Genomic DNA, 19,214 nt, shown 5'->3' on the forward strand with positions numbered 1-19,214 from the left:
GGTCACGGGACCACCGAACAATTTGCGATTCCTGCATCACATAACAAGGAAGGGAACGCAAAGTGGATCGCCGCAAATTTCTGCAATGGGGAAGTTTCGTCACCGTGACGGTGGCCACCACCGGCCTGGCCGGCTGCGGTGGTGACGACAACGCCTCGCCCGCCACCCCCTCGACCAATCCGCCCACGACGCCGCCCGCCAACGAGCCGGGCAACACGTTCACGTTCCAGCAAGGCGTGGCATCCGGCGACCCGAAACCCGATAGCGTCATGCTCTGGACGCGCGTGGACGGCAACAACGGCAGCAAGCCCGTCAACGTGCAACTGCAGGTGTCGACACAGGCGGACTTCAGCACGCTGATCGTCAACAGCACACTGGCTGCCTCGCCTGACTGGGACTACACGCTGCGCAACAAGGTGACGGGTCTGTCCGCCGGCACCACGTACTACTACCGTTTCCAGGTTGGCAATCAGACCAGCCCCGTGGGCCGCACCAAGACCGCGCCCACCGCCGGCACGCCACTGTCGCAACTGAAGTTCGCCTTCATCACCTGCCAGGACTGGAGCGTGAATCACTGGGCCGGCATGGAGGAGCTTGTCAACGAAGACCTCGATTTCGTGGTCCACATGGGCGACTACATCTACGAGACCGTCGGCGCGGCGTTCCAGACCGGCAAGGTGGAAACGCGCCATGCGCAATTGACGTTGCCCAACGGCACGCTGCGCGACGATGGCGCTCACTACGCGACCACAATCGACGACTATCGCTACCTCTACAAGTCATATCGCAGCGATCCGCGCCTGCAGGCGCTGCACGCGCGCTTTCCCGTGATCGCGATCTGGGACGATCACGAATTCTCCGACGACTGCTGGCAGGACCACCAGACCTATACCGCCAATGACGATGCCACGCCGCGCACCGCGCGCCGGCGCGCGGCGAACCAGGCGTGGTTCGAGTTCATGCCAGCCGACGTCAGCTTCGACCAGGCGGATACGTCGTTCCACAACATCCAGATCTACCGTTCCTTCACGTTCGGCAACCTGGCCACGCTGGTGATGACGGACGAGCGGCTCTATCGCGCCGATCATGTGATTCCGGAACAGGCGGCGGGCAGCGAAATCGGCAGCCGCTACTTCGTGCCGAAGACCACGCTGGCCGGGCTGGAAGGCAGCAAGCTGGCCACCGCTGGTGGCGCGCTGACGCCGGTGTCGATCCTTGGCGACACCCAACGCGGCTGGTGGCAACAGCAGATTGGCAATGCCACGACCACGTGGAAGCTGTGGGGCAACGAGGTCTCGTTGCTACGCATGCAGATTGACGGGGCGCTGGCGGTCGGATCGTTGCTGGCCGACGCCGTGATCGCGCAAATTCCCGCGCTGGCATCGCAGAAGCGGCCCCTGACCGGCGCCATTGCGCAGGATCTGAAGGACGCAAAGGCCGCCAACAGCTACCAGGCGCCGGCCTTTACCCAGTTGCGCGGCCTGCTGACGGGGCTGACCGTGCCCGCGCTCCAGATCAACGCCATCGTGGCCGCGCTGACCGGTGGTCTGCCACCTGCGATGCTGATCGACCAGTTCATTCTCAACGCCGACCAGTGGGATGGCTACAACGCCGAGCGCAAGGCCATGATGGCCTTCCTGAAGACGCAGCGCATCAGCAATGTGGTGGCGCTGACCGGCGACATTCACGCGTTCTTCGCGGGCCCGGTCATGGACGACTACGACGCCGCGACGCCGGTCCCGGTCATGGTGGATCTGGTCACGGCGGGTCTGTCGAGCAACTCGTTCCAAAGCTACTTCAAGAGCGTGGTAGACAGCGACGCGGCATTCGCGGACGCAAAACCGCTGGTCTACACGACCGATGGCAACGGGGCGATGGTGAACACGTTCAACACGACGCTGACGTCGTTCAATCCGTGGCTAACGTATGTGAACTCCGACGCGCAGGGTTACGCGGTGGTGACGCTGACAGCTTCGAAGCTGAGTTGCAGCTTTCACAAGCTCAAGCCGATCGCGGGCGGCGTGGCCCCGGCGATGCCGGCGACAGCCAGTGTGCAGGTGGTGGAGGTTGCGGCGGGAACGCCTGCGGTGACGCTGGTCTGATACCAGTCCGATGCGGCAATGCGCCCCTCTCCCACACGTGGGCGAGGGGCGAAAAACAAGCAACCGTTACTGATGCCGCTTGTCGTGCTCGATCACAGCATAGGCGCTGTGATTGTGGATCGATTCGAAATTCTCGGCTTCCAGCGTGTATGCGACGATGCGATCGTCCGCGTTCAGCCGCATCGCGATATCGCGCACCAGGTCTTCCACGAACTTCGGATTCTCGTAGGCACGCTCGGTCACGAACTTCTCGTCGGGGCGCTTGAGCAGACCCCACAGTTCGCACGATGCCTCTTCCTCGGCCATGCGCACCAGCGCCTCGACATCGAGGTCACCGGCAAGCTCCACGCGCATCGTGATATGCGAGCGCTGGTTGTGCGCGCCGTACTGCGAGATCTTCTTCGAGCACGGGCACAGGCTCGTCACCGGCACCAGCGCGGTCATGAACATGCGTGTCTGGCCGTCACGCGCCTCAGCCACGAGCGTGACTTCGTAGTCCAGCAGCGACTGCACGCCCGACACCGGCGCGGTCTTCGTGATGAAGTACGGGAACGACACTTCGATACGGCCCGCATCGGCTTCCAGGCGAACCAGCATGTCGTCGACCAGCGCGCGGAAAGCGGCCAGGTCCAGCGGCGCGCGGTTTTCCTCGAGCAGCGCCACGAAGCGCGACATGTGCGTGCCCTTCTGGTCGGCCGGCAGGCGCACGTCCATATTGAACGTACCGACCGTGCCCACTGCGCCGGCAGGCGTCTTCAGCGTTAGCGGATATCGCACGCCCTTCACGCCGACGCGCTGGATCACGATCTGGCGGGTATCGACGCTCGACTGCACGTCGGGCATGACGAAGGCGGGATTGATGTCATTCATCTACGGTTTCCTCCAGGAGGCCGACAAAGGGGGCGCGGCCATCCTTACGGTCGCGGCGATTTCGCAGAACATCTCTACGCCGCGCAACGAGTGTGAAACGACGGGTCCAGGCTGGATGGGGGCGCCGGCCCGCAGCTGCGAACACAAAAACGGAAAGGCGATTTTACGGGATATTGGACAGTCATGTTCCCGCCCGCCGTGAATCCGCATATTTCATGCGGATAATGCCGCAGCGCTGCAGAAAAATGCCATTCCCGCGCGCCAAAAAACAAACCGGCGCGGGGTTGCCGCGCCGGTTTTCAGTACCGCGTATGACCTGTATCGGTTGGCGTCAGGCCACGCTCGCCACCTTGACCGGTTGCGCCGCCAGGCCGAAGCGCTCGCGCACCGAACGCTCGATGCCGGCCGCGTCGAGACCGCACAGCGACAGCAGATGCGCCGGATCGCCATGGTCGATGAACTTGTCGGGCAGGCCCAGCACCAACGTCGGCAGTGCGATATCCGCATCGGCCAGCGCTTCGAGCACGGCGCTACCAGCACCGCCCATCGTGGCGCCCTCTTCCACCGTGACCAGGAAGTCGTGATTGGCGGCCAGTTGCTTGACCAGTTCCACATCGAGCGGCTTCACGAAACGCATGTTGGCCACCGTGGCATCGAGTTGCTCAGCCGCGGTCAGGGCCGGATGCACCATTGAACCGAACGCCATGATCGCCACACGCTGACCTGCGCGGGCATGGCCTTCGCGGCGGATCTCGCCCTTGCCCACCGGCAGCGCGGTCAGTTCGGGCTGCGTGGCCACGCCGACGCCGGCGCCGCGCGGATAGCGCACGGCGGTCGGGCAGTCCTGCTGGAACGCGGTCGTCAGCAACTGACGGCACTCGTTCTCGTCTGCCGGCGCCATCACCATCATGTTCGGGATGCAGCGCAGGAACGGGATGTCGTACACACCGGCGTGCGTGGCGCCATCCGCGCCTACCAGACCAGCGCGGTCCAGCGCGAACACCACTGGCAGGTTCTGCAGCGCCACGTCGTGAATAAGCTGGTCGTAACCACGTTGCAGGAACGTCGAGTAGATCGCCACCACCGGCTTCAGGCCCTCACAGGCCAGGCCGCCGGCGAAGGTCACCGCGTGCTGCTCTGCGATACCGACGTCGTAGTAACGGTCCGGGAAGCGTTTTTCAAACTCGACCATGCCCGAGCCTTCGCGCATGGCCGGCGTCACGCCGATCAGGCGCTTGTCGGCCGCGGCCATGTCGCACAGCCACTCGCCAAACACCTGCGTGTAGGTCTTGCGCGACGGTTTGGCCGACGGACGGATACCCTCGGCCGGATTGAACTTGCCCGGGCCGTGGTAGAGGATCGGATCGGCCTCGGCCAGCTTGTAGCCCTGGCCCTTCTTGGTCACCACGTGCAGGAACTGCGGGCCGTGGCCTTCCAGCGCGCGCTGGCGGATGTTCTGCAGCGTCGGGACCAGCGACTCGAGGTCGTGGCCGTCGATCGGGCCGACGTAGTCGAAACCGAATTCCTCGAACAGCGTGGCCGGCACGACCATGCCCTTGGCATGTTCTTCCAGACGCTTGGCGAATTCGAGCACCGGCGGCGCCACCGACAGCACCTTCTCGATGCCCTTCTTCGTGGCCGCGTAGAACTGGCCCGACATCAGGCGCGCCAGGTGCTTGTTCAGCATGCCCACCGGCGGGGAGATCGACATGTCGTTGTCGTTCAGCACCACCAGCATCGGCAGGTCCTTGTAGACGCCCGCATTGTTCATGGCTTCGAAAGCCATGCCGGCGGTCATCGCGCCATCGCCGATCACGGCGATACCCACGCGCTTCTCGCCCCGGGTACGGGCACCGAGCGCCATGCCCAGCGCCGCGGAAATCGACGTCGACGAATGCGCAGTACCGAAGGTGTCGTACTCGCTCTCGGCACGGCGCGGAAAGCCGGAGATGCCACCGTACTGGCGCAGCGTCGACATGCGGTCACGGCGGCCAGTCAGGATCTTGTGGGGATAGCTCTGGTGACCCACGTCCCAGACCACGCGATCGTTCGGTGTGTCGAAGACATAGTGCAGCGCGATCGTCAGCTCCACCGTGCCGAGGTTGGACGACAGGTGCCCGCCGGTTTGCGAGACCGATTCGAGCACGTAGGCGCGGAGTTCCTCGGCCAGCGTGTCGAGCTGGCGACGGTCCAGCTTGCGCAGGTCCGCGGGGTCGTCGATTTTATTGAGCAGCGTGTAGGTCATGGTGTCCGTTCGGCCGCCGGATTCTGTGCGTCCGGCTTTTCAGTTCAGTTTGAGCGCAGCACGATCAGGTCGGCCAGTTCGGCGAGCCGGCCAGCGCGTGCGCCGAATCCCTCCAGCGCCTCGTGGGCGTCGGTGCGAAGCTGGGCAGCCAGTTCGCGTGCGGCATCCAGGCCAAGCAGCGACACGTAGGTCGGCTTGTCGTTCGCGGCATCCTTGCCCGCCGTCTTGCCAAGCGTTGCCGTGTCGGCAGTGACGTCGAGAATATCGTCCACGACCTGGAACGCCAATCCCACGGCCGCGGCATATCGATCAAGCGCCACAAGGCCGGCCTGGTCGATGTTTCCGCACAACGCACCCATGCGCACGCTGGCGCGCAACAGGGCGCCAGTCTTCATGCGGTGCATGCCTTCGAGTGCCTCACGGGTCATGGCCTTGCCGACGTTCTGGAGATCGATGGCTTGTCCACCGCACATGCCCACCGAGCCCGATGCCACGGCCAGTTCCGCCACCACTTTCAGGCGCGCTTCCGCGGCCAGTGCCGGGGTCTGGGCCAGCACGATGAACGCCTGGCTCTGCAATGCGTCACCCACCAGCAGGGCCGTGGCCTCGTCATAGGCCTTGTGGACCGTGGGACGTCCGCGGCGCAGATCGTCGTCGTCCATGCAGGGCATGTCGTCGTGGACCAGCGAATAGGCGTGAATCATCTCGACGGCACATGCTGCGGCATCGCAAGCCTCGGGTGTCGCACCGACCACCTCGCCCGCAGCGTGCACTAACAGGGGGCGCACACGCTTGCCACCGCCGAGCACAGCATAGCGCATCGCCTCATGGAGGGTGTGTGGAATTGTGTCCGTGGACGGTAGGGCCGCTTCCAAAGCGGCTTCGGTGCGGGCGCCCTGCGCCCGCATCCAGGTGGCGAAATCGCTCATTCGAAATCTGCGCTGTTGCTATCTGCGTTGTTCTGGGTGCGCGACTCGCCGGCAAGCGGCTTCAGTGCGTCACCTTCGAGTACCTTGACCTGCTGCGCCACGCGCTCCAGGCTCTGCTGGCAAAAACGCACCAGCTCGGCACCGCGGCGGTAGGCGGCAAGCGATGCCTCGAGCGGCAGATCGCCGCTTTCCATGCTCGCCACCAGCGTTTCCAGCTCGGCCATTGCGGCCTCATAGGAAGCCGGCGGCACGCTGGCGGCCGGCGTATCTTCAGGCTGGACCGGGGCGGTCGTGGTTCTTGGCATGTCAGGCCTTCATCAGGGGAATCCGGGATTTTACGCCAATCCTGAGCTTGGTCGCAGAATCGCCTGACCGGCGCAATAGCCATATCGTCCATGTGGATATCTACCTGGCACCGGGTTTTGACAGGGAAGTGACGTGTGCGGCCGGGTCGTCATTCGGAATGCGCCCGAAAGGGCACCTCCATGACGACCCGGGTCGACTTTTTCGCTAAAAAGGCAAAAAAATCAGGCCCTTAACTTTTTGGCTCGGGTACAATCCCGGGCTCGTCAGCGAGTTCCAGGCCGTTGCGTCCGCACCAACATGACCGCTCATACGCGGTGTGTCGGCGGGCACATTTTCCCCATCACTAACCCCGGGGGAACCTGGCCGGATCCTGCTCGTCTGACACGGTTTCCCAAATCGATTCATATTTCGATGGTTGGGTTGTTCACTGCTTTCGCCTGTTATAGGGAGTGGGGATAATGTCCAATCTCAGCACCGCGCTCAAGCTGGCGCCGGCTGATTCGCAGTTGCCCGTGAATGTCTACTTTGACGAGGCACTGCATCAACAAGAACTGGAACTGCTGTTCAAGAATGGCCCCGGCTACGTCGGTCACGAACTGATGGTGCCGGAGACCGGCGACTTTCAGACACTGGCCGCCGAGGACGAAGGCCGTATGCTGGTGCGCAATCCTGACGGCATCGAACTGCTGTCGAACGTGTGCCGCCATCGCCAGGCCATCATGCTCAACGGCCGCGGCAATGCCAGGAACATCGTCTGCCCGCTGCATCGCTGGACATACGATCTCAAGGGTGGCCTGCTCGGCGCGCCGCACTTCGAGAAGCAACCCTGCACGCACCTGAACCGCTCGCCGCTGCAGAACTGGAACGGCCTGCTGTTCGAGGGCAAGCGCGACGTGCGCGCCGACCTGGCAAAGCTCGGCGTGGCGCAGGACCTGAACTTCGACGGTTACAAGCTCGACCACGTGGAAGTCCACGACTGTGATTACAACTGGAAGACCTTCATCGAGGTCTACCTGGAGGACTATCACGTCGTGCCGTTCCACCCGGGCCTGGGCAGCTTTGTCTCCTGCGACGACCTCACGTGGGAATTCGGCGACTGGCATAGCGTGCAGACCGTGGGCCTGCATGCTGGCCTGAAGCGCCCGGGCACCCCTACGTACGAGAAGTGGCACGAGGCCGTGTTGCGCTTCAACAACGGGCAACTGCCGAAGCACGGCGCGATCTGGCTGACCTACTTCCCCAACATCATGGTGGAGTGGTACCCGAACGTGCTCTGCATTTCGACGCTGCACCCGTTGGGCCCGCGCAAGACGCGCAATATCGTCGAGTTCTACTACCCCGAGGAAATCGCGCTGTTCGAGCGCGATTTCGTCGAGGCCGAGCGCGCTGCCTATATGGAAACGTGCATCGAGGACGACGAGATCGCTGAGCGCATGGACGCTGGCCGCCTGGCGCTGATGAAGCGCGGTATCAGCGAGACCGGCCCCTACCAGTCTCCGATGGAAGACGGCATGCAGCACTTCCACGAGTGGTACCGCCGCGTGATGGACTACAACAGGTAACAGGCGTGCGCTGATCGCCCGTTATCGGTGGATGCCAGCAAACGGACCGCGAGAGCGGTCCGTTTTGCATTGGTGCGGCCGCCGGAGCACTGCTAGAATCCGTCTCTTATTCGTTGCTTTTACAACGGTTTGCCTGCCTTTGGCGCCGTGCCGACACCGGCACACGCTTCCGTTCCGCCCCCTCGCCCTCCCCGCCATCATGCAATCGCTCTGGATGTTGTTCGCCGCCTTCTCGTTCTCGTTGATGGGGGTGGGTGTCAAGCTGGCGGCCGAGTTCTACACCACGGGCGAGATCGTCTTCTATCGCAGCCTCATCGGCGTGACGATCATGTGGATCATGCTGGCCTCGCGCGGAGTACCGGTGAGCACGCCGCACATGGCCACTCACATCAAGCGCAGCGTGTTCGGCGTGACGGCACTGCTGCTCTGGTTCACCTCGATCTCGATGCTGCCGCTGGCCACGGCCATGACGCTCAATTACATGTCGCCGGTCTGGATCGCCCTGATCCTCGGCGCCAGCGCCGCGCTTGCCGGTACGGCCGGGGCGGCGGATCGCAAGCTGATCGGCGCAATCCTGCTGTCGTTTGCCGGCGTGATCTGTCTGCTGCAACCCTCGGTTGGCCAGGACCAGCTCACTGGCGGCCTGATCGGCCTGATCTCGGGCGTGTTCACGGCGCTGGCCTATGTCGAAGTGCGCCAACTCGGCCAACTGGGCGAGCCGGAAGGCCGCATCGTGTTCTACTTCTCGGCCGTGGGGCTGGTGTGCGGCCTGGTCTGGATGCTGTTTACCGGCGTGAGCCCGCACACGTGGCATAGCGCGGGCCTGCTCCTGGCGATTGGCATCCTCGCCACGCTTGGCCAGACGTCGATGACGCGCGCCTACAAGCGCGGCAACACGCTGCTGACCGCCAACCTGCAGTACGCGGGCATCGTGTTTTCCAGCCTGTGGGGCATCCTGGTGTGGAGCGACAAGCTCAACTGGATCTCGTGGCTGGGCATGGCACTGATCGTAGCCAGCGGCATCGCCACCACGCTCACCCGCGCACGCGCTACAGACAAACACCCCACGCCGGCCACCCCGGTCAAGTCACTCGAGGCCGAGGTGCATCCGGAGGTGTAGGCCGGTGTAGCATTGGCGGCATGTTCCCGACACGTAACGCAGACAGGACTTTCATGCCGACTCCGCTGATCACCGCCACCGAACTCGACCAACTGCGCGCCGCCGGCAAGCCGCGCGTGGTCGTCTTCGACTGCTCGTTCGACCTGACCAACCCCGCCGCCGGCCGCGATAGCTATCAACAGGGCCATATCCCCGGCGCGTATTACCTCCACCTCGACAACGAACTCTCCGGACCGAAGACGGGCCTCAGCGGTCGCCACCCGCTGCCTGATGCCGAACTGTTCGCGGCGCGCCTGCGCGTGCTGGGCGTTGATGACGATACGCTGGTCGTGGCCTATGACGGACAAGGCAGCATGTATGCCGCACGGCTCTGGTGGATGCTGCGCTGGGTCGGCCATGCCGCGGCGCTCGTGCTCGATGGCGGACGCAATGCGTGGGTGGCGGCTGGGCTGCCGCTGGAGCATGGCGCAACGACCGAGCCGGAGATCGGAGGTAACCTGACGCGCCGTGCGTCACTGGTGAAGACCGTGGATGCCGACGCGCTGGTGGCGAACCTGAGCCAGCCTTCGCTGCTGGTCGTCGACGCCCGCGCCGCCGACCGCTTCCGTGGCGAAAACGAAACGCTCGACCCGGTGGGCGGCCATATTCCCGGCGCCGCCAATCGTTTCTTCAAGGACAACCTGACGGCTGACGGCTACTTCAAGCCGGCCGATCAGTTGCGCGCCGACTTCGGACAGGTGTTCGCGGGCAAGGCCCCGGCGCAGACGGTGATGCAGTGCGGCTCGGGCGTCACGGCCTGCCACAATCTTCTGGCATTGGAAGTCGCCGGCCTGACCGGCGCGGCGCTCTATCCGGGCTCTTGGAGCGAATGGTGCGCTGACCCGAAGCGGCCAGTCGCCACCGGCAGCTAAGCCGGAATTCCCGCCAGCGACATCAGTTCGATGTCACCCCGGCGGCGGTGCGCGAGTGGCGATGCCCGTGTTGCTCGTGCACGCCATTCGTGATGAAGACGATGGCCGCAATGCCGGCCGCCACCAGCACCACCTGCACCGCCGACTCCTTGAGTCGCGGCTTGCGCTGCATCTGCGGCATCAGATCGCTCACGGCGATGTAGAGGAAGCTGCTCGACGCGATCACCAGCACGTATGGAATCCAGGCCGTGAGCTGGTCGAGCAGGAAATATCCGACCAGCCCGCCGATGATGGCCGCCAGGCTCGACAGCAGGTTGAACGCAAACGCGCGCGCCTTCGAGAACCCGGCATTCAGCAGCACGATGAAGTCGCCCACTTCCTGCGGGATTTCGTGCGCGGCGATCGCCAGTGCGGTGACGATGCCGATATGCGGATTGGCAAGGAACGCGGCGGCAATCACGATGCCATCGGCAAAGTTGTGGAAGGTGTCGCCCACCAGGATCGTCAGGCCGCTGCGCCCCGCTTCCTCGCGGTCATGCCCGTGATGGTGATGATGCCCGTCGCCCTCGTGGTGATGCGAATGACGCAGCAGCGAGATTTTCTCCAGCAGGAAGAAGCCAAGAAGCCCCGCCAACAATGTGCCGAACAGAGCACGCGGATCGGCACCGGATTCGAAAGCCTCGGGCAGCGAATGCAGCAGCGCGGTGGCCAGCAGCACTCCGACCGAAAAGCTCACCATGCGCTCCACCACACGCGACGCGACAGTCAGCGAGAGCAGCGCCGCGCCAAAAATGCTGCCGACGCCCGAGATTGTCGCGGCCAGCAGGATGTAAAGAAGCGTGGAATGGATGATGGGCTCCCCGGAACCGGTGTCCGCCCGGAGTCGGGCAGGCGCCACCGATTAACGCAACAATGTTGCAAAAACGTGAAAGCGGCATTGTACGTACGTCCGCACAGTCTTTGCAATGACCGCAACGCCGGAAGGGCCAGATGGACCTGATGGCCCTTCCGGCGAGTCAGGTCAGGCGACCTTGTGTTGACGGAACCAGTCGAGGCAGCGCTGCCAGCCGTCCTTGGCAGCCGACTCCACATAGCTGGCGCGATAGTCGGCGTTGAAGGCGTGCCCGGCTTCCGGGTAGACCACGAACCGCGACGCCTTGGCGTTCGGATTGGAAGAGGCGGCCAGCGCGGCCTTCATCCGCTCCACCTGCTCCTGCGTAATACCAGTGTCCTTGCCGCCATACAGACCCAGCACCGGCGCATCGAGTTCGTTGACGATATCGACCGAATTGCGCGGCTTGAGCGTTGTCGGCTCGCCCACAAGCTGCCCATACCACGCCACGCCGGCCTTCACCCGATTGTTGTGCGCCGTGTAAAGCCACGTGATGCGACCTCCCCAGCAGAACCCGGTAATGGCCAGACGGCTCAGGTCGCCACCATTGGCGCCGGCCCAGGCCACGCAGGCGTCGAGATCGCCCATCACTTGGGCGTCGGGCACCTTCTGGATGATATTGGCCTGCAACTCCTGGATCGTGCCGTAGCTGCTCGGGTCACCCTGACGCGCGAACAGCTCGGGCGCAATCGCCAGATAGCCCAGCTTGGCGAAGCGGCGGCAGATATCCGCGATGTGTTCGTGCACGCCGAAGATCTCGCTGATCACCAGCACCACCGGCAGGTTTGTCTTGCCTTCGGGCTGTGCGCGGTAGACCGGCATCTTGAAACCATTCGACTCGACCGTGACCTCTCCAGCCGTCAGGCCCTTGAAATCGGTCTTGATGGTCGTGGCGTGAACCGGCAGCACGGCGGCCGCGAAAGCCGATCCGAGTGCGGTCTTGACGAAACTGCGGCGGTCGAACGTCTGACCAGGAACGAGGCTTTCGACTTCGGGCTTCAGCATGGGGCGGTCTCCTTGATCACGGAAAATCGGATAAGTGATGCAGACATCGCCGCCAATTCTAAGCAATCCTGGAACAAGTGGGGCCGGCGGCACGCATCCTGGGTGGCGCCGGCCTCCGCCCGCTGCGCCTAATGCAGCTTCACGCGCGGGCTGGTCTTGCTGCGCAGCCAGTGCGTGATGGTGTCCAGCCCCATGCCAATGGCTCCATGCAGCGCCATTACGTGCATCCGGTACAGCGACGTGTACATGAAGCGCGCGAACAGCCCCTCGATGAACATCGAACCACCGATCAGGCCACCCATCAGACTGCCCACTGCGCTGAAGTGGCCCAACGACACCAGCGAGCCGAAATCCTTGAAGCCGAACTTTGGCAGCGGCTTGCCAGCCAGCCGCGCACGAATCGCGTCATAGAGGAAGGTTGCCTGCTGGTGCGCGGCCTGAGCGCGCGGCGGCACGGTGGTCTGCTTCTCGGGCCACGGCGCGGCAGCGCAATCGCCGAACGCGAAGATGTCCGGATCCGTCTCGCACTGCAGCGTCGGGCCCACGACGATCTGGCCCATCTTGCTGACTGGCAGGCCGAGCGTGCGCAACACACCCGGCGCGGTAATACCCGCCGCCCACACCGTCAGATCGGCATCGACATGCTTGCCGCTGGCGGTCAGCACGGCGTCCTTCGTGACTTCGGTCACGCGTTCCGAGGTGAACACGTCGACATCGAGCTTGCGCAGCAGCTTGGTCGTCTCGGCCGATACCCGCTCCGACAGCGCCGGCAGGATGCGCGGGCCCGCCTCGACAATATGGATGCGTACGTCGCGACGCGGATCGAGCTGGTGCAGCCCGTACGCATTGAGCACGTGCGCCGTATTGCGCAACTCCGCTGACAGTTCGACCCCCGTCGCGCCGGCGCCGATGATCGCCACGTCGACCCGTGGACGGCCATCCTCACCGACTCGGCCCCGGCCGTTCTGCGCGCGCACGCACGCGGCAATCAGCTTGCGCCGGAAGCGCTCTGCCTGATCGACCGTATCGAGCGCGATCGCGTTCTCAGCGGCTCCAGGCACACTGAAGAAATGCGTGACGCAACCGATGGCGAGCACGAGCGTGTCATACGGCAACTCCCGGGCAGGCAGCAACTCCGCGCCATCCTGATCGAGACACGCCGCCACCTTGACAAGCTTGCGCTCCCGATCGATGCCGGTCAGTTCACCTTGCTGGAATTCGAAGTAGTGCCAACGCGCCTGGGCCACGTACTCGAGCTGATGCGTGTTCGGGTCCATGCTGCCCGCCGCCACCTCGTGCAGCAGCGGCTTCCAGATGTGCGTGGGCGAGCGGTCGACCAGCGTCACTTGCGCCGTACCAGACTTGCCAAGCTTGTCGCCCAACCGCGTGACAAGCTCGAGCCCGCCGGCTCCGCCGCCGACCACGATGATCCGGTGTGCCTGCTTCTCCGATCGTGCCACCGTGCTGGGCTGGGTACTTACGGTTGCCGCCTCCCTCTGCGTGCTGTCCTCTTTGTCGTATGCGTGACTCATGGTCTACCCGATGTTTTCAATTTGAAAACCGGCAGGCCTCGTCGGCGACTTTCTATTGTCGTCTTGCGCCGCGAAGCCGATGTTCTTGCAGCATTTCTTGATGTACCGCAAATGCGTTCATTGTTGCCAGTGTGCTGCAGAGCAGCACCCCTGACAAGCCTTCCGCAGTCGCTTCAATCCGTACTCTTATGCATACATCGGCATCGCGTTGAGGACATCCTCTTCGCGAGGATCAGTGGGCCTCTTCCCAGTTCGCGCCACTACCCACTTCGGCAACCAGCGGCACATTGAGGGTGGCCACCGCGCACATCAGCTCGGGCAGCTTCACGCGGACAAGTTCGAGTTCGGCCTGCGGCACTTCGAGCACCAGTTCATCATGCACCTGCATGATCTGGCGCGTGCCGAGACTCTCGCCTTCGAGCCAGTCCTGCACGGCGATCATCGACAGCTTGATCAGATCGGCCGCGGTGCCCTGCATCGGCGCGTTGATGGCCGCGCGTTCTGCGGCCTGACGGCGCGGGCCATTGCCGCCGTTGATGTCCGGCAGCCAGAGGCGGCGGCCGAACACAGTCTCGACATAGCCCTGCTCGCGCGCCGTCTGGCGCGTCTGCTCCATGTAGTGCGCCACGCCGGGGTAACGCATGAAGTAGCGGTCGATATAGTGCTTGGCCGCCTCGCGCTCGATGCCAAGGTTGCTGGCCAGCCCGAACGCGCTCATGCCATAGATCAGACCGAAGTTGATCACCTTCGCATAGCGGCGCTGCTCGCTGTTGACGGCCTCGCGCTCGACGCCGAAGATTTCGCCGGCCGTGGCACGGTGAATATCCTCACCATTGGCGAACGCGCGCAGCAGGTTCTCGTCGCCCGAGATATGCGCCATGATGCGCAGTTCGATCTGCGAATAGTCGGCCGAGACGATCACGTTGCCGGGCGCGGCGATGAACGCCTCGCGAATGCGGCGACCTTCCTCGGTGCGCACCGGAATGTTCTGCAGGTTCGGGTCGGTCGATGCCAGGCGGCCCGTCACCGCAGTGGCTTGCCCGTAGCTCGTATGCACGCGCCCGGTATTCGGGTTGACCATCTTCGGCAGCTTGTCCGTGTAGGTGGACTTCAGCTTCGACAGGCCCCGGTAGTCCAGCAGCAGCTTGGGCAGCGGATAGTCGTCCGCCAGCTTCTGCAGCACCTCTTCATCGGTCGACGGCGCGCCGCTGGCGGTCTTCTTGACCACCGGCAGCTTCATCTGGTTGAACAGGATCTCGCCGATCTGCTTTGGCGATCCGAGATTGAACGGCTGGCCCGCCGCATCGTGCGCGGCGCGCTCGAGGTCCATCATGCGTAGACCCAGCTCGGCGCTCTGCGCGGCCAGGCGGTCGGCATCGATCAGCACGCCGTTGCGCTCGATCTTCTGCAGCACCACCGAGACCGGGATCTCAATCTGTTCGTAGACGTACTTCAGCCCTTCCGATGCCTCGAGCTGCGGCAGCATCTTGCGATGCAGGCGCAGCGTCACGTCGGCATCCTCGGCCGCGTATTCCGTGGCGCGCGGCAGGTCGATCTGGTCGAAGCCGATCTGGTTCGCACCCTTGCCACAAACTTCCTCATACGTGATCGTCTTCAGGCTCAGCAGGCGCTCGGCCAGGCTATCCATGCCGTGATTGCGGTACGAAGCCAGCACGTAGCTTTCCAGCATCGTGTCATGCGCGATGCCGCGCAGCGCCACGCCGTGGTTGGCAAACACGTGCGAGTCGTACTTCAGGTGCTGACCGAGCTTCGGACGCGCCGGATCCTCGAGCCAGCCGCGCATACGCTCGAGCACGTACTCGCGCGAGAGCTGGCCATGGTTCTCGAGGCCCGCGACGTCCGGGCCGCGATGCGCCACGGGAATATAGGCAGCCGCGCCCGGTTCGACCGACAGCGAGATGCCGACGAGCTGCGCCAGCATCGGATCGAGCGAGGTCGTTTCGGTGTCGACGGCGACGATCGGCGCATCGGCGATCTTGCGCAGCCATTCGTCGAGCGCGGCCTCGGTGGTCACGGTCTCGTAGTTGATCTCGGCCGGGGGCACATCTTCGACTGGGGCGTCGGCCTGGGCCGGCGCATCGAACAGCCCGCCCTGCGCCGGCGCGGGCTTCGGCACCGCGCGCGCTGCCGCGCGTGCGTTCGGCAGCGACTCACCGGTTGCCTCGCGCAGCCACGACTTGAATCCGTAGCGCTGGAAGAACGCGATCAGCTTTTCCTTGTCTTCGCCAAGGTCGTGCAGCGCCTGGAAATCGGCAACGGCACCGCTCAGGTCGCAATCGGTCTTGACCGTGACCAGTTCCCGCGCGCGCGGGAGCCATTCGAGCGTGTTGCGCAGGTTCTCGCCCACCACGCCCTTGATCTTCTCGGCGTTGCCCATGATCTCGTCCAGCGTGCCGTATTCGGTCAGCCATTTGACGGCGGTCTTCGGACCGACCTTCGGCACGCCAGGCACGTTGTCCACCGCGTCACCGATCAGCGACAGGTAGTCGACGATGCGCTCGGGCGGCACGCCGAACTTCGCCACCACACCCGGCGGATCGAGGACCTCGCCGCTCATGGTGTTGACCAGCGTGACGGTGTCATTGACGAGCTGCGCAAGATCCTTGTCGCCCGTAGAAACGACCGTGTTCACGCCCTGCTGCGACGCCTGGAGCGCGAGCGTGCCGATCACGTCGTCGGCCTCCACGCCTTCCACGACCACGATCGGCCAGCCAAGCGCGCGCACGGCCTCGTGGATCGGCTCGATCTGCTTCGCAAGGTCCTCAGGCATCGACGGGCGATGCTCCTTGTATGCCGGATACATGTCATCCCGGAACGTCTTGCCCTTGGCGTCGAACACACAGGCGATATACTGTGCCGGGTAATCATTGCGCAGCTTGCGCAGCATATTGATCATGCCGTAGATTGCCCCGGTGGGCAGACCTTCGCCATTCCTCAGGTCCGGCAGAGCGTGATACGCGCGATATAGATAGCTCGATCCATCGACGAGCAAGAGTGTTTTTGGACTATCCGACATTCCCATGGACTCAAAATTGACTGGTGCCCCCGCAGGCGGTGCTGACGCCGCCCCCCTTGCCGCTACAGACATTGCTGACGTTGCCGGTAACAAGGCAGACCAGCGGGCCGACAAAGCGGCCGCACATGCTGCTGCCATTGCCGCCATGGCCGATGCCGCCGAGGCAGGCAAAGGCCCCGACGAGCAGGAAGCTGCCGCACGCGATGCGGCAGCGCGCGCGAATCCGCGCAAGATGATTCCAAGCCTGCGCGCGTTGGCCGATGAAGACCGCGCCACGGCCAAGAAGGCGCGCGCCTCGTGGCAAATGTTCACGATTATGGCAGAGTTCATCGAGGCGACCGAGTACCTTTCGGAGATCCGCCCGGCCGTCTCGATCTACGGCAGCGCGCGCCTGCGCGAGGACTCGCCTTACTACCAGAAGACCATCGAAATCGCCCGGCTGTTCTCGGATGCCGGCTTTGCCGTCATCTCCGGCGGAGGCCCCGGCATCATGGAAGCGGCCAACAAGGGCGCGCACGCGGGCAAGTCCGCCAGTGTCGGCCTGAATATCGAATTGCCCCACGAGCAACAGGGCAATCCGTACCAGGACATCGCCATGCGGTTCCGCCACTTCTTCACGCGCAAGGTCACGTTCGTGAAGAATTCGGACGCATTCATCGTCATGCCGGGCGGCTTCGGCACCCTGGACGAACTGGCCGAAGTGCTGACGCTGGTACAAACCGGCAAGTCTCGTTCCGTGCCCGTGGTGATGTATGGCAGCCGCTTCTGGAAGGGCCTGCTCGACTGGTTCCGTTTCACGCTGCTGCCGATGGGCCTGATCGCCGAGCACGATCTGGACCTGATGAAGATCGTCGACGAGCCGCAGGAAGTGCTCGAAGCCGTCTACGAGTACTACGAAAAGCGCGGCGGAGAGCATCCGATTCCGCCCAAGGAAGAAATGTTCTATCTGTAAGGCATGGACGCCCGCCGGCGGCGCTGGCGGGTGGACGCTAGGGCACGAGAGCGGCCCGGAACCGACAGGAATTGCTAGAATGGAAGCATTCTCCTGCCAGATCCGGCACCGCCGGGTCCTTGCAGGCCAAATCCGCGTCGCTGGGCAGCTGGCCCGCACGCACAGGAGCCCCAGATGACTTCCCCTTCGCATACGGGTGCCAGGCTCGCCAATGTCCCGACGGCCATTGGCCGTCATGGCTACCTTCTTGCGCTTGCTGCAGCTGCGCTTGCACTGACTGTGACCACCCATGCCGTGGCCCAGGACAACGCGGAAAGCAATGCGCTGACCCAGCAGGAACTGAACGAAATCAACAACCAACCGATCGCCCCTGCCGCGAAGAGCGAGATCAACAAACCGCGCGAGCCGAGCTTCGTGCTGCGCGAGCGCGATGGCACGCAGGTGACCGAGTACCGCAACAAGGGTCGGGCCACCGATATCCAGGTTCAGTCCGGTTTCGGCACCAAGTACGAAATGAGCAAGCCCGAAGACAGCTCGCCCAAGATTCGTGACCATGACGTGAACCGCGTGCCGTCCGTGAACCTGAAGTTCTGATACGGCAGCCTTTCCCGTTATCCTGATTGTCTTTTTACCCACGATCCTCGCCGGGCGCTCGCGCCTGGCGAAGGTCGCGCCGGCCCTCCGGCAGTGATGCCGCGGCGGCGAACCGCCATTGCCATCCGCCCTCGGTTCGTCGCGTCCCGAATTGCACCAACAGAACAGTATGGCCGTTTTCACCACGGTCTCGCAGGACGAGATCGCCCGCTGGCTGCTTGACTATGACCTTGGCGAAGTGCGCGCGCTGCGCGGCATTGCCTCGGGCATCGAGAACAGCAACTTTTTCCTGACCATGGAGCAGGATGGCGTCACACGTGAGTACGTACTGACGATCTTTGAACGGCTGCAATTCGACCAGCTGCCGTATTACCTGCACCTGATGGACCATCTGGCACGGCACGGCATCTGCGTGCCGGCGCCGATGCCAGCCCGCGACGGCGAGATCCTGCGCGAACTGAAGGGCAAGCCGGCGACCATCGTCACGCGCCTGCCCGGCGCCTCGCAACTTGCACCGCAGCCCGACCATTGCGCCGAAGTCGGCGCAATGCTGGCGCGCATGCATATCGCCGGCCAGGACTATCCACGCAAGCAGCCGAATCTGCGCAGCCTGGCGTGGTGGCAGCAGACCACCCCGGAAATCACGCCTTTCCTCGATGCCGCGCAGCGCAAGCTGCTGACCGAGGAAATCGCGCACCAGACCGCGTTTTTCGACGGCGGTGACTACGCCGCGCTGCAGGGTGGCCCTTGCCACTGCGACCTGTTCCGCGACAACGCGCTGTTCGACACTGACAGCGCCGGCAACCACCGGCTCGGCGGCTTCTTCGATTTCTACTTTGCCGGCGACGACAAATGGCTATTCGACCTGGCCGTCACCGTCAACGACTGGTGCATCGACCTCGCGACCGGCACCATCGACATGGAACGTGCGCAGGCCATGCTGCGGGCTTATCATGCGGTCAGGCCCCTGACGGCAGTGGAGGCGGCGCACTGGCAAGATATGCTGCGCGCCGGCGCGCTGCGCTTCTGGGTATCGCGCCTGTGGGACTTCTACCTGCCGCGCGAGGCCGATATGCTCCAGCCGCACGATCCGACCCACTTCGAACGCATCCTGCGCCGCCGCATCGACGACGCCGCAGCGCTCCCCTGGATCTGAT

At 64.0% G+C, this 19,214-nt stretch carries 15 protein-coding genes; 7 read left to right on the forward strand and 8 right to left on the reverse strand.

Annotated elements, in window-relative coordinates; translation table 11 throughout:
• The first annotated feature begins 62 nt into the window (after positions 1 to 62).
• Positions 63 to 2,102 carry an alkaline phosphatase D family protein gene (locus K6G35_RS11805; RefSeq protein WP_495675756.1) on the forward strand — a complete coding sequence of 680 codons (2,040 nt, stop codon included), beginning with the start codon at positions 63 to 65 and terminating at the stop codon, positions 2,100 to 2,102.
• Positions 2,103 to 2,168: 66 nt separating this feature from the next.
• Here K6G35_RS11805 and folE2 read toward each other — a convergent pair whose 3' ends face one another.
• From folE2 to K6G35_RS11825, 4 genes are all read right to left on the reverse strand, one after another.
• Positions 2,169 to 2,972, reverse strand: a complete 804-nt coding sequence (gene folE2 / locus K6G35_RS11810; RefSeq protein ID WP_008649847.1) for a GTP cyclohydrolase FolE2 — start codon at positions 2,970 to 2,972, stop codon at positions 2,169 to 2,171.
• Between the two features lie 331 nt (positions 2,973 to 3,303).
• Positions 3,304 to 5,217, reverse strand: a complete 1,914-nt coding sequence (gene dxs, locus K6G35_RS11815) for a 1-deoxy-D-xylulose-5-phosphate synthase (protein ID WP_186424900.1) — start codon at positions 5,215 to 5,217, stop codon at positions 3,304 to 3,306.
• Between the two features lie 44 nt (positions 5,218 to 5,261).
• Entirely contained in the window at positions 5,262 to 6,146 is an 885-nt protein-coding gene (locus tag K6G35_RS11820; protein ID WP_008649845.1) for a polyprenyl synthetase family protein, read from the reverse strand.
• Positions 6,143 to 6,451: an exodeoxyribonuclease VII small subunit gene (locus tag K6G35_RS11825; RefSeq protein WP_008649843.1), complete on the reverse strand. Its 309-nt coding sequence runs from the start codon at positions 6,449 to 6,451 to the stop codon at positions 6,143 to 6,145. Before K6G35_RS11825 ends, K6G35_RS11820 begins: the two co-directional genes overlap by 4 nt.
• A 459-nt stretch (positions 6,452 to 6,910) precedes the next feature.
• Here K6G35_RS11825 and K6G35_RS11830 point away from each other — a divergent pair, with 459 nt between their 5' ends.
• The 3 genes from K6G35_RS11830 to K6G35_RS11840 all read left to right on the forward strand — a co-directional run bounded on the left by K6G35_RS11830 (position 6,911) and on the right by K6G35_RS11840 (position 10,045).
• On the forward strand, positions 6,911 to 8,014 hold the full coding sequence (locus K6G35_RS11830) for an aromatic ring-hydroxylating oxygenase subunit alpha (protein ID WP_495675757.1): 1,104 nt from the start codon (positions 6,911 to 6,913) through the stop codon (positions 8,012 to 8,014).
• 199 nt (positions 8,015 to 8,213) lie between these two features.
• Complete coding sequence (locus tag K6G35_RS11835) at positions 8,214 to 9,134, forward strand: DMT family transporter (protein WP_008649840.1); 921 nt, start codon at positions 8,214 to 8,216, stop codon at positions 9,132 to 9,134.
• A 53-nt stretch (positions 9,135 to 9,187) separates the two neighbouring features.
• On the forward strand, positions 9,188 to 10,045 hold the full coding sequence (locus tag K6G35_RS11840) for a sulfurtransferase (protein WP_035884808.1): 858 nt from the start codon (positions 9,188 to 9,190) through the stop codon (positions 10,043 to 10,045).
• Between the two features lie 22 nt (positions 10,046 to 10,067).
• On the opposite strand, the gene K6G35_RS11845 is transcribed toward K6G35_RS11840, so the two are convergent.
• The 4 genes from K6G35_RS11845 to polA form a co-directional block, all read right to left on the reverse strand.
• The gene (locus tag K6G35_RS11845; RefSeq protein ID WP_186424897.1) at positions 10,068 to 10,943 is read right to left on the reverse strand and encodes a ZIP family metal transporter; all 876 of its coding nucleotides are present in this window, start codon (positions 10,941 to 10,943) and stop codon (positions 10,068 to 10,070) included.
• A gap of 123 nt (positions 10,944 to 11,066) precedes the next feature.
• Positions 11,067 to 11,942 carry a dienelactone hydrolase family protein gene (locus K6G35_RS11850; protein WP_008649833.1) on the reverse strand — a complete coding sequence of 292 codons (876 nt, stop codon included), beginning with the start codon at positions 11,940 to 11,942 and terminating at the stop codon, positions 11,067 to 11,069.
• Positions 11,943 to 12,070: 128 nt separating this feature from the next.
• On the reverse strand, positions 12,071 to 13,474 hold the full coding sequence (locus K6G35_RS11855) for an NAD(P)/FAD-dependent oxidoreductase (RefSeq protein ID WP_286881532.1): 1,404 nt from the start codon (positions 13,472 to 13,474) through the stop codon (positions 12,071 to 12,073).
• A 232-nt stretch (positions 13,475 to 13,706) separates the two neighbouring features.
• On the reverse strand, positions 13,707 to 16,511 hold the full coding sequence (polA, locus tag K6G35_RS11860; RefSeq protein WP_035884804.1) for a DNA polymerase I: 2,805 nt from the start codon (positions 16,509 to 16,511) through the stop codon (positions 13,707 to 13,709).
• Between the two features lie 145 nt (positions 16,512 to 16,656).
• Here polA and K6G35_RS11865 point away from each other — a divergent pair, with 145 nt between their 5' ends.
• The 3 genes from K6G35_RS11865 (at position 16,657) to K6G35_RS11875 (ending at position 19,213) form a co-directional block, all read left to right on the forward strand.
• Positions 16,657 to 17,463, forward strand: coding sequence for an LOG family protein (locus K6G35_RS11865; RefSeq protein ID WP_411431813.1), 807 nt, complete (start codon positions 16,657 to 16,659; stop codon positions 17,461 to 17,463).
• Between the two features lie 174 nt (positions 17,464 to 17,637).
• Positions 17,638 to 18,057 carry a DUF2782 domain-containing protein gene (locus K6G35_RS11870; protein WP_008649820.1) on the forward strand — a complete coding sequence of 140 codons (420 nt, stop codon included), beginning with the start codon at positions 17,638 to 17,640 and terminating at the stop codon, positions 18,055 to 18,057.
• Positions 18,058 to 18,226: 169 nt separating this feature from the next.
• Positions 18,227 to 19,213 carry a homoserine kinase gene (locus K6G35_RS11875; protein WP_495675758.1) on the forward strand — a complete coding sequence of 329 codons (987 nt, stop codon included), beginning with the start codon at positions 18,227 to 18,229 and terminating at the stop codon, positions 19,211 to 19,213.
• The last annotated feature ends 1 nt before the right edge of the window (position 19,214 follow it).

The organism is Cupriavidus sp. HY129 (assembly GCF_059492215.1).

What these genes read in the sequence shown, in the direction of transcription:
- folE2 (WP_008649847.1), bottom strand. Translation starts at nt 2,972, where the DNA reads ATGAATGACATCAATCCCGCCTTCGTCATGCCCGACGTGCAGTCGAGC.
- dxs (WP_186424900.1), bottom strand. Translation starts at nt 5,217, where the DNA reads ATGACCTACACGCTGCTCAATAAAATCGACGACCCCGCGGACCTGCGC.
- K6G35_RS11820 (WP_008649845.1), bottom strand. Translation starts at nt 6,146, where the DNA reads ATGAGCGATTTCGCCACCTGGATGCGGGCGCAGGGCGCCCGCACCGAA.
- K6G35_RS11825 (WP_008649843.1), bottom strand. Translation starts at nt 6,451, where the DNA reads ATGCCAAGAACCACGACCGCCCCGGTCCAGCCTGAAGATACGCCGGCC.
- K6G35_RS11830 (WP_495675757.1), top strand. Translation starts at nt 6,911, where the DNA reads ATGTCCAATCTCAGCACCGCGCTCAAGCTGGCGCCGGCTGATTCGCAG.
- K6G35_RS11835 (WP_008649840.1), top strand. Translation starts at nt 8,214, where the DNA reads ATGCAATCGCTCTGGATGTTGTTCGCCGCCTTCTCGTTCTCGTTGATG.
- K6G35_RS11840 (WP_035884808.1), top strand. Translation starts at nt 9,188, where the DNA reads ATGCCGACTCCGCTGATCACCGCCACCGAACTCGACCAACTGCGCGCC.
- K6G35_RS11850 (WP_008649833.1), bottom strand. Translation starts at nt 11,942, where the DNA reads ATGCTGAAGCCCGAAGTCGAAAGCCTCGTTCCTGGTCAGACGTTCGAC.
- K6G35_RS11855 (WP_286881532.1), bottom strand. Translation starts at nt 13,474, where the DNA reads ATGAGTCACGCATACGACAAAGAGGACAGCACGCAGAGGGAGGCGGCA.
- polA (WP_035884804.1), bottom strand. Translation starts at nt 16,511, where the DNA reads ATGTCGGATAGTCCAAAAACACTCTTGCTCGTCGATGGATCGAGCTAT.
- K6G35_RS11865 (WP_411431813.1), top strand. Translation starts at nt 16,657, where the DNA reads ATGGCCGATGCCGCCGAGGCAGGCAAAGGCCCCGACGAGCAGGAAGCT.
- K6G35_RS11870 (WP_008649820.1), top strand. Translation starts at nt 17,638, where the DNA reads ATGACTTCCCCTTCGCATACGGGTGCCAGGCTCGCCAATGTCCCGACG.
- K6G35_RS11875 (WP_495675758.1), top strand. Translation starts at nt 18,227, where the DNA reads ATGGCCGTTTTCACCACGGTCTCGCAGGACGAGATCGCCCGCTGGCTG.